Here is a 9,917-nt window from a genome sequence, read left to right as displayed (position 1 = left end):
CCGGTGTAAAGCCCGATCGGCATCGACACTTCGATCGCGTCGTTCTTGACCGCACGATATTCGCTCTTGAACACGACGAGCACTTTTTCGGCGGTCGGATAGCAGATTTTCCGGTTGCCTTTCTTCGCTCTCTCGGTGCGGATCAGCCCCGCATCCTCCAGCACCTGGATGTTGGTCGAGACGGTCGACTGCGGAAGCGACAGCACGGCGGCGATTTCGTTGACATTCATCGGCCCCTTCTCATGCAGCAGTTTCAGCATCGAGATCCGCGCCGAGGAGGCAAGCCCCTTGAGCACGGCAATGCCTTCCTCAGGTTCGATCACCAGAAAATTGCGATTCATGAAATCGCCAGTCTATGCTCGTGACAGAGGTTATGGCTTCGCTCATTGCAACGGCGCTGACCGAAACGCCGAGCCGTTGATTTGGTTACATTAAGCCCTCGACCGTCAGTATGCATCGCAAGCCGTACCCGCAAGGATGGTGCGACATGTCTACATTTGTTCTCCGACCGCCAGCTCCTTGTAGTGCGGGGGTGCTTGTCAGTCCGTGGCCTCGATTTGCAGACGACTAGATGCTGGCAGCCACAAAGAGAGGCAGAAGCCGAACACGGAATTGGGGCCGTTCCCCTGGCCAAATCCCCAAGATACGGGACCTCGACGTCGATGTTAGCCGAACCGGCGCGGATGGATGCACAGGATGCGGTTCGCTGAAGTGCGTGCCGCCGTGAAGTAAATCATCGGATTCGCCACCCGATAGAGTCGGGACGGGGTTCTACCTATTGCTTTTGAGCATGATCTTTTCCGAAAATCGCGATTCCACTTCTTCGGGATCGCGCCAGTGCCGGCCTACTTCATGCTGGCCGCGGCAGCGACCCTGTCCACCATGGCGAGAACAGCTAGCGGTGCGGTGTGGTGGACCATGTGGCCGGCCTGCGGGATGATATCGACAAAGGAACCAGGAATCTCCTATTGTAGTCTAAGAGCCTCGGCTTTCGCATCGAACAACCGGTCGCCGGCGCCGGCAATAATGCCGGCAGGCATCAACAGGGTGAAGCGGCCGCCGGCCAGCGCGTCGGCCAGCATCAATCCCGATTCGGCCGCGATCGACCGCAGCTGTGAGGCCGCTGGCGATGTCCTTTGCCGACGAAGCAAACCCTGCAGAGACGATGCCGGGGCGAAATACTTGCCCATGGCGAGCGGCCAGGTGAGCAGCACAAGCAGCGGCAGCAAAATGTGGGGGAAAACACCACCGGCGGCAGGCAAGGCCGGCAGCCCGCCAGTGCAAGGCCCAGGCGCGGCGGCAAGAACGGACCGATGAAGACTCCCGATCGAATCGTCGTGGCGTCACAAGGCAAGTGAACTAAGAAGCTGCACGAACCGCGGGTGATCGCGAATGGCGTCGAAATGACTTCGTGACGGATTCGTTCCAGTACGTTCTGACTCACGCTTCCTCCGACGGCTCTTTCCAGGTACCGCACCGCTTCCTCCACTTCCCCGAGCACGGAATACATGCAAGCGGCGTTGTACTGCGTCACGAAGTCGTCCGGATCGATCGCCAGCGCTCTGGCCAGCCAGGAACGCGCCTTCTTCCGCTCACCGATATACGCGAGCGAGGGCGCCGCGATGCAGCGGTGCCGCATTTTCAGGATGGCGGCCAGTTGAGCGTTCGGCGCGCTCGAAACAGACCCTTGGTTCGCGAGCGGATGAAGGCGATCGCGCAGGAGCGTCCCCCGTGTAGAGTTGCCACCCTGGATCTCGCCTTGGCCGGCTGCATTCCTGGCTGTGTCCCCTAGGATACATTGTCGAGCAGGGTCGACTTATCCAAGCCATGTGTCGGCTCAGGCGGCCATTCACCATTCGGCGTCATCTCGTTGACTGTCTCGGGTAGATCCCGCGCAATCCTTCTGATTAGCTCCTCGCGCGAAAGACCCGTCTGCATCGAAATGGACGTGAGTGTACCTTCGTCCATTGCCGCTTGGACGTCCCTTGGCTCAATCGGTTGGTTTGGCCCGCTGCCAACCCACGAGTCGACCTTCGATCCTGCCCCCACCTCCCGGAACCGGTCGAGGATCTCACCAAGGTCAGCCCTCGACACGCCATTCGTTATCTGAGCCAGAATTCTGCGTTGCGGGTCGTTTGGGTTAAGATACCCCGCTCCCGGAATCAATTCACAGAGCTTGTCGCGATTTTGGTATGCCAGAACGCCAAGCATCGCGATCGCCAATCTTCCCAGATTTGCCATTTGATCTCCTCCACGGTTTTGGCCGATGAGCGAATCGAAGCCAAGTCTGTGCCGATGACGACCCGTGTGGGCTCGAACAACTTCTTGCCGGTCGGCTCGCCGGCGGAGAGGACGCGTCCTTCGGGTTACTCGTTTTCATCTGACGTCTTCTCCCGACGCAGAATTTCGGGGCGCTTGGCCCGCAGTCGCCCTACGCTGATCGAACGCCCTAACCCGGCGCCTTCCGGGTTTGTTCCGCTTGTCAGAGTTTGTCGGCGACGATGGAGAGCGCGACCCGACGGGGTAACTCTACCGGGTCGAGAGACAGTGTCTGCCCAATTTGACCATATTTCAGAACGACGGCGGCTCGGTTAGCCTCAGCTACCTTGGACTGCCGCCGGCTCGCGCACGAATTTCAATTTCGGCGGGACGGCGAACACCCTGAACCGCTCAGCCAGGCTGTCAAGAGCTTGACGCATGCCCACTCCCGCGGCAGCCGCACCGTGTCCACTGATGACCATGTGCGGGTTCAGGGCAGCCAAGTGCTTCACGGATCTTTCCGCCGCATCCCAGTCCGGCGTGAAGTAGCGCGGCGGACCGTGCATCTCAAGATCCTGAACGGCGACCTCATAGACTGACTCCTGACCGGTGGTGATGAAAGCGTCCCCTACGATCAGCGAGCGGTCCTCCTCGCGCCAGAGCGAGATATGCCCAGGAGCGTGCCCGGGTGTGTGTAGCCATCGCCATCCGGGCATTCCGGGGATCGATCCGTCGGCAGGTAGGAGTTCCAAACGGTTGCCAAGATCAATTGGCCCCCGTGGAAAAAGCGGCGAAAGCAGCGCCATCAGTCCACCCCCGACCCAGGGATCCGGTGGCGGATAGGATGCGGTTCCGTCCAAATAGGGGCGCTCGAGTGGATGCGCGAAGACAGGCACGTCCCACCTATTCGCGAGGTCTAGAACCGTTCCCACATGGTCGAAATGGCCGTGGGTCAGGATGATCGCGGCCGGCCGTGCGTTCGTGCCAAACCGCTTTTCCGCGACCGCAAGAATGCTGCCGCGGGACGTCGGCAACCCGGTATCGATCAGCATCCAGTTCCGATCTCCGCTGCCCGGTGCGCCGAAGAACACGACATTGACGATTGCTAGGCGCAAATAGCCCAAGTCCGGTGCGATGCTCCAAGCGCCGTCGCCACGATCCTCGCGCCTGGCGTGGTCGATCTCGGAAAGTCGAATCTGAACGGTCATGTGATCCCGTGCCTCTCTTGTTGCTGAGCAGCCGCTCGAGTCGATCGGCGGCGGTGGTATATCGCCCCGAACTTGGCACGGCCCTCCTTGTTCCTCCTTCGCCACCCAGCTCCGGACAGTCCACCACAGGAACAAAGGCTCGACCAAATCGGTTCGGCATTACCCGGTCACGCCAGGACGAGCTGGACTGAGCAACGAAGATGGCGCGCGCCCCATTGGATGCGGTATTTCGCCAACGCGGTTCCCGGTCCTAACAAGGCGGCCGAGTTCGAAGCCGACTGCTGAAAGAAGACTTCGAATGAGCGAAGTGGGGCGTATGGACGAGCACCAGGTGGAGGCTCCGGTTCCGCAAGCTTCGCCTATGACTGGTCAAGTTGGGCGCCAATGGTCGAGGCGGCCCGATCGGCAGGTGTCCAGGTTATCTGGGACACCTTCCATTACGGATCTCCAGACCATGTCGATCAGGGATCGCTGCATTTCATCGATGCCTATGCCTCGTTCGCGGCAGAAGCCGTGAGGGTACAGCGTTCGATCGCCGGAACACCGCCTCTGTTGTGTCCCATCAACTAGATCTCCTTTTTCGCATGGGCTGTTGAGGTCGGCTATTTCCCGCGTGGGGCCGAACAAACGTGCTGGTTCAAGCGGCATCTCGTGAAGGCTGCCATCGCGGGTGTTCGTGTAATGCGGGAGATCGACCCCGCCTGCAGATTTGTCTGGGCCGAGCCCCTTATCCAAATCGCTCCTCGTGACCGGACCCGCAGCGAACGGGGTCGGGCCGAAAACGCCCGTCAGGGGCAGTTCGAAGCTTACGACATGTTGCTGGGCCGCGTCGAACCTGAGTTGGGCGGGAGCGAAGATGTTGTCGATTGTCGTGGGCCTGAATTTCTAGCCGCACAATCAATGGTAAATAAACGGGCCGACGATATCGATGGGACACCATGAGTACCGCGCTTTGTCGGAAATGTTGCTCGAGGTTGCTCATCGGTGCGGTAAGCCGATGTTCATTGCCGAGACCGGATCAGAGGGATCCGGCGGGCCGGCTTGGCTCCACTATGTATGCCGCGACGAGGTGCGTGCCGCTATGGGTGTCGGAGCATCGATTCGAGGGTATTTGCCTGTACCCGATAACGGCCTACCCGGGCTGGGACAATTCGCGTCATGCAGAGGTGGGGTTATTTTCGGCCATCCACCCGAATGGCACACGCCGCCTCCGTCAGCCCGTCGCGGACGAACTGGTGCATCAGCAAGATCTGTTCACGGCAAACCGGACGCGCTGATTGTGTTGCGACACACCGCAAGGGCGAGCACCGAAGACCAGGGCAAATTACGGTGTATTCCTCAGCCAAAATCGGCGCCACGCGATGCCAAGTGGCATGGGTGCGAGGATGACCGTGCAGCATCAGGAAGCGGTGGCCCCTTCCACCAACCCGCACTCTGAGCGTCGCTTCCGGAAGTTTGATCTGCTCCAGCGAGAAACCTTCAAACATGCAACTCCCTCCATTCGCAACATTTGCCAAACGTGTAAACGGAGAGGCAGTTCAATGTCGGCTTCCGCGGGATCTGAACTTGCCTTGTATTCCGCGAAGAGGTCGTGAGCCGAACGGCGGCTTTAACTGGTCCCTCGGCAATAACCGGACGGACAGCAAACGGCCCCCAAAAAGCCGCCAGGCGGCGACGCGCCTGATATCGCACTTCGAGATCAACTCTGCCGTTTCCTGTTAGCCGAAGTTGCAAACGGCCCCGCTCACAATCGTGGTTGCCCCTTTGGGCATCGTGGTTCAGACCGCTGGCGGATTAGAACTCATATTGGCTTTGCGATCGGCTCATCGCTGCCGACTATCGGGGACCTATATAAAGGGGCATGTCCACGCGCCGTAAAATCAATGCAACAGCGAAGCTGATTGGAGAGTGGCCTTTAACCCCGGCTGCAACGTTTGGATCGTCGGTCAGAGCGAGGGGTATTTTTCTCGAAATACGCGCCCGCCTTCCAACGGAGTTCAGGAAATTGCTCAATATCGAGTCCCGCGTGCTTACCCTGCGCCTGTCTGAGGGCGCCGAGAATGATGGGCAGGTGGTATTCGGGATCATATCCAAAGCACTGCAGAATATCGAAGACCTGCCCGTAATCCCCCGTGAAATCGAGGACATTCTGACGATCTCGACGGCCGAACGGCACCGCTGGCTGAAAGATGGTCGCTTGCAGAGCGCCGGGACGAAAACGGTGAAACTCCGCGGGCGGGCAAGGAACATCACCTTTCACGTGTTCGACCCGCAGCACGGGGAGGATGTGCTTGACCGCGACCTGGTTACGGTCTGGCGCGAACAGGACGCAGCGACAGCTGCAGAGAATAGGCGGCGAGCCGCGGGGAAGGCCGCTATGAAACGCGCTCAAAGAAGCGGTCGCGGAACTGCAGCTTCAGCTGGCTATGGCCCCGATGAAAACTCGCACGCCAGTTTGCGCGGCTGGGAAGATTTTGAGAAGGACGGACTCCTGCGCTGATAGGCCGGGCGCACAAGCAGGTTAGGACGTTTGCCTGCGCCGTGCGAGATGCGCAAGGAGGGCCGTCAAACGCATCGCGTTCAGGACCCGCTTCGCAGGGACACCGCCCTTGCGCGCCATCTCGACACCCCAATGCATGTGATCGAGCTCGCGGATCGAATGAGCGTCCGGATTGATGCTGAAGATGCAGCCCTGATCGAGTGCCTTTTGATGCCAGCGCCAGTCGAGGTCGAGTCGCCACGGATGTGCGTTGATTTCGACAGCGACGCCGTGTTTCGCACACGCTTTGAGGACTTTTTCGACGTCGAGATCATAACCGGGCCGCCGCAACAGCTGGCGACCGGTCATGTGCCCGATGATTGTCGTCCGAGGATTTCCGACCGCCTCAATGATACGCTCCGTCTGCTCCTTCTTCGGCAACTTGAAGCGGCTGTGCACGCTCGCGACGACGAAATCGAACTGCTCCAGGATATGATCCGGGTAATCGAGCGAGCCATCCGCCAGGATGTCCGCTTCGATGCCCTTCAGTATGCGAAATTTTCCATTGTATGCCTTGTTCAGCCGGTCAGCTTCGCGGTGCTGTTCAGCAATCTCCTGCAACGAAAGGCCGCCTGCGTAGTGAGCGGACTGCGAATGATCGGCGACACCATAGTATTCGAAACCGCGCTTGCGCGTGGCTTCCGCCATTGCCTCAAGCGTTTCGGTGCCATCGGATGCGGTCGTGTGAGAATGCAGGATGCCATGCAGATCTTCATCCCGAACGAGGGCGGGTAGCTTCTGCTTTGCCGCCCGCTCAATCTCGTCCCTGCCTTCGCGCAATTCAGGCTCGATAAACTGCAAGTCTAGAGCTTGGTAGATTTCTTCTTCTGTCGCTGACGCGATCAGCTTTCTCCCGCGATGAAGCCCGTCGGCGTTTAGGGTGAATCCCTTGTCGGCCGCGAACGTCTTCAGTTGCTCAAAGTGGTCTGCCGAACCGGTTGCTTCGAGCAGGCTCGCGCCAAAGTGCTTCCTGTCCGTGACAACAAGCCTGAGCGTCGTATCCTCGATTCCAGTCGTCGACTTTCTGCCCTGCGCTACCAGGGCGAAGTCGGAAACGAGCTCGCAACCGCGCCGGAAGTCGCCTGCAATTTCGACGCGCGAAAACTCTGGATGCTCTTGCTTCACCGATATGACCGCATGTTCGAGAAGGGCGGCGGCCTTGTGCAGGTGAAGTTGCGTTTCGCCACTTCGCACGATGGCCAGGTTCTGCAGGAGCTTTGTCTGAAGCGCGGCGCCGAGGCCTTTGACTGGGCGTATGCGGTCTTCTCTTGCTGCGGCCTCGAGCTCCGCCAGCGAGTTCACGCCGAGCGCCTGATGAAGCTTCAGTATCTTATCGGGACGAAGCCCGGGTATGGCAAACAGCTCCATCACGCCCGCTGGAACATCCTCGCGCAGCTTCTCAAGGCTCGGGTGCGTGCCGGTTTGGTAAAGCTTGGTCACGATGTCTGCGATCGCGTCACCGATCCCCGGGATCCTGGTGAGGGCGCCGGCGGCGATGATCCGATCAAGCGGCTGCGACAGCGCCGTCAGACTGTCTGCCGCGCGCAAGTATGCCTTTATGCGATAGGGATTGTCGCCGCGCATAGACGCCCGTTGTGCGTATTCCCTCAAAAGACTGGCGACGGTCCTCGGATCGATTTTTGCCATGGCTTCAGCCAAACGAGGCCGATCTCCGCAGGTTCCAATCAGGCAAGGCCATGAGCGCCGCGTTGCCCTTTGAACCCCGGCTTTACTGCCTGTCCACGCGTCGGACGCTACAGATTGGGCAAGGATTGGTCAGCGCGACCCCATCCAGCCAGAGCTTTGGAGGCTGCGCGTTTCTTCAATTCAGGAGCATCGCCCACGTGGAAATGAGAGGGCGCATCTATTGTCTTCATCTCCGCCCACGTGATCGGTGCCGCGACAGGAGCGCCCGGACGTGATCTTGCGCTGTAGGGAATGATCGCGGTCGCCCCGCGCTGATTGCGTAGATAGTCCACAAAGATGCGACCCTTGCGGCGCGCCTTTGACAACACGGCCGTGAAATGGGCCGGATCGCTCCGGGCGACCGCCTGCGCCAGGCGAGACGCGAAGTCCTTCACCTCTGGCCACTCGGCGTCAGGGGTGAGCGGCGCGATGACGTGCACTCCTTTGCCTCCCGTCAGCATCGGAAAAGTCGTAAGTCCCAGCGATTTAAGGATAGCGCGGAACTGAAAGGCAGCGGCGCGGACGGCCTCGAAATCGAGGCCTTCATCGGGGTCGAGGTCGAACACGAGGCGGTCGGCCTTTTCGACATCCTCGATCCGAGCCCCCCATCCATGCAGCTCAATCGTTCCCATCTGGACGCAAGTCATCAGTCCGTCGGCATCATCGACATAGAGATATGGTTCCTCGTGCCCGTCCTTCTCCGTGATGCCGACGTGGTGGACTTTGTCGCCAAAGCTGCCGGCGTCGTGTTTTTGGAAGAAGCACTTCTTCGCGCGGCCCTGTGGGCATCGAACCAGACTGATCGGCCGGCTGCCAACCCAAGGAAGCATGATCGCCGCGACCGCGGCGTAATGGTCGGCGAGCTGTCCCTTGGTGATGTTGGACTCCGGATAGATGACGCGGTCACGGTTACTTATCGCGATGGCGGTTGTCGCAGACGCGGCGAGATCGGCTGCATGACGTTCCGTCTCGAGCACGACCGCCTCCGGCTTCTTGTCTTCGCGAAGACCAAGATAGCTCGGATGTCGTAACGTCCCTTCATTTGTCATTTCGGTGAAGGCAATCTCAGCGACCAGTTTCGGACGGAGCCAGTGTGCGCCGCGCACTTCGGCGCGTGGTGCGTCGACGGTGGCGGCCTTCTGCTCAAGCGGCGCCATGATCTTCAAGAGACGAAGAAGTTCAGCGGTATCGAAGCCGGTGCCGACTTTGCCGGCGTAACGCAGCTTGCCGCGGTCATGAACGCCAAGGATCAAGGACCGAAACGCGCGGACCTTGTCGGACGGCGTCCAGCCGACAATCACAAATTCCTGCCGCCTGATGCATTTGATCTTCAGCCAGCTTGCGCCGCGGGCCGCCACATAACTCGAATCCGCGAGCTTTGAGATGACGCCCTCAAGGCCGGCTGCGCAGAAGCGATCGAGCAGCTCTTCTCCGCGGCCGAGGATATGGTCGGAGTAACGAAGGACCGGATTTTTCGCAGGCAAGATCGCCTCCAGCTTCGCCTTGCGCTCAACAAGAGGAAGCCTTGTCAGATCTTCGCCGCCGAGCTGCAGCAGATCGAACGCATAAAAGTCGATAATCGCCGGGGCACCCTTCAATGCATTCTGAAGCGCCTGGAAGTTAGATCTTCCTTCCGCATCGACAACCACGGCCTCGCCGTCAATCAGGGCGGAGCGCACCTTGAGCTTGCGAGCCTCGGAGAGGATCGAGGGAAAACGCGTAGACCAGTCCAGACCAGATCGTGTGTAGGCTCGCGCCTCGCCACCGCCGACGGCAACGAGAATACGATAACCGTCGTATTTCATCTCATGGATCCAACGATCGCCGGCAGGGACCGTGTCCACGAGCGTTGCGAGCTGGACCGGCCGGAAAGCGGGCGGCGCTAAAGTGACCTCGTCACGAGCGGGCGACTTCGCTTGACTAGCGTTCGACCCATTGATTGCCTTACGCGGCGTTGGCTTGACCACTCTGACCTAAACCATACTCAGAGACGAAATAGTGTTATCCGCGTCCAACGCGCGACTACTTCTTTAGTTTCGCTGCCGGCCGTGTTGAGCTTTTCGATCATTGCCGACCCGCTTGATTAGCGCCTCGGCCTGAGGGCGTGCTTCCTGCCTCCGGCCCTTCCATTCCCGATTTTCGTGCACAGCTCACAGGCAATAATCAAGAGCAGGAACGGGCCCTCAAATGCCGCCACAGCGATATCCCGCATTCTGCCATCGGCT

General features: G+C 59.8%; 8 protein-coding genes. 1 reads left to right on the top strand and 7 read right to left on the bottom strand.

The window, feature by feature from the left end; translation table 11 throughout:
- From NKI01_RS26195 to NKI01_RS26175, 5 genes are all read right to left on the bottom strand, one after another.
- Positions 1-341, bottom strand: a 341-nt coding sequence (locus NKI01_RS26195) for an ArsR/SmtB family transcription factor (RefSeq protein ID WP_352965172.1), incomplete at its 3' end; no start/stop codon positions are given.
- Between the two features lie 624 nt (positions 342-965).
- On the bottom strand, positions 966-1,262 hold the full coding sequence (locus tag NKI01_RS26190) for a hypothetical protein (protein WP_352884868.1): 297 nt from the start codon (positions 1,260-1,262) through the stop codon (positions 966-968).
- A gap of 526 nt (positions 1,263-1,788) precedes the next feature.
- A complete protein-coding gene (locus NKI01_RS26185) occupies positions 1,789-2,241 on the bottom strand; it encodes a YidB family protein (RefSeq protein WP_352503351.1) in 453 nt (150 codons plus the stop codon).
- 356 nt (positions 2,242-2,597) lie between these two features.
- On the bottom strand, positions 2,598-3,467 hold the full coding sequence (locus NKI01_RS26180) for an MBL fold metallo-hydrolase (RefSeq protein WP_352492316.1): 870 nt from the start codon (positions 3,465-3,467) through the stop codon (positions 2,598-2,600).
- Positions 3,468-4,639: 1,172 nt separating this feature from the next.
- The gene (locus tag NKI01_RS26175; RefSeq protein WP_352467863.1) at positions 4,640-4,954 is read right to left on the bottom strand and encodes an alpha/beta fold hydrolase; all 315 of its coding nucleotides are present in this window, start codon (positions 4,952-4,954) and stop codon (positions 4,640-4,642) included.
- A gap of 374 nt (positions 4,955-5,328) precedes the next feature.
- On the opposite strand from NKI01_RS26175, the gene NKI01_RS26170 reads away from it, so the two are divergent.
- Complete coding sequence (locus NKI01_RS26170; protein ID WP_352965170.1) at positions 5,329-5,967, top strand: hypothetical protein; 639 nt, start codon at positions 5,329-5,331, stop codon at positions 5,965-5,967.
- Positions 5,968-5,988: 21 nt separating this feature from the next.
- Here NKI01_RS26170 and NKI01_RS26165 read toward each other — a convergent pair whose 3' ends face one another.
- Positions 5,989-7,653, bottom strand: a complete 1,665-nt coding sequence (locus tag NKI01_RS26165; protein ID WP_352965174.1) for a DNA polymerase/3'-5' exonuclease PolX — start codon at positions 7,651-7,653, stop codon at positions 5,989-5,991.
- A gap of 107 nt (positions 7,654-7,760) precedes the next feature.
- Positions 7,761-9,659: a DNA ligase D gene (gene ligD, locus NKI01_RS26160; protein WP_352965168.1), complete on the bottom strand. Its 1,899-nt coding sequence runs from the start codon at positions 9,657-9,659 to the stop codon at positions 7,761-7,763.
- Positions 9,660-9,917: the final 258 nt, after the last annotated feature.

Origin of the sequence: Mesorhizobium sp. M0815 (genome assembly GCF_040319995.1) — a bacterium.
In the GTDB taxonomy this organism is placed as follows: domain Bacteria; phylum Pseudomonadota; class Alphaproteobacteria; order Rhizobiales; family Rhizobiaceae; genus Mesorhizobium.
The sequence above is the reverse complement of the archived record's forward strand: the minus strand, read 5'-3'. Positions and strand labels throughout refer to the sequence as shown.

What these genes read in the sequence shown, in the direction of transcription:
- NKI01_RS26185 (WP_352503351.1), bottom strand. Translation starts at nt 2,241, where the DNA reads ATGGCAAATCTGGGAAGATTGGCGATCGCGATGCTTGGCGTTCTGGCA.
- NKI01_RS26180 (WP_352492316.1), bottom strand. Translation starts at nt 3,467, where the DNA reads ATGACCGTTCAGATTCGACTTTCCGAGATCGACCACGCCAGGCGCGAG.
- NKI01_RS26175 (WP_352467863.1), bottom strand. Translation starts at nt 4,954, where the DNA reads ATGTTTGAAGGTTTCTCGCTGGAGCAGATCAAACTTCCGGAAGCGACG.
- NKI01_RS26170 (WP_352965170.1), top strand. Translation starts at nt 5,329, where the DNA reads ATGTCCACGCGCCGTAAAATCAATGCAACAGCGAAGCTGATTGGAGAG.
- NKI01_RS26165 (WP_352965174.1), bottom strand. Translation starts at nt 7,653, where the DNA reads ATGGCAAAAATCGATCCGAGGACCGTCGCCAGTCTTTTGAGGGAATAC.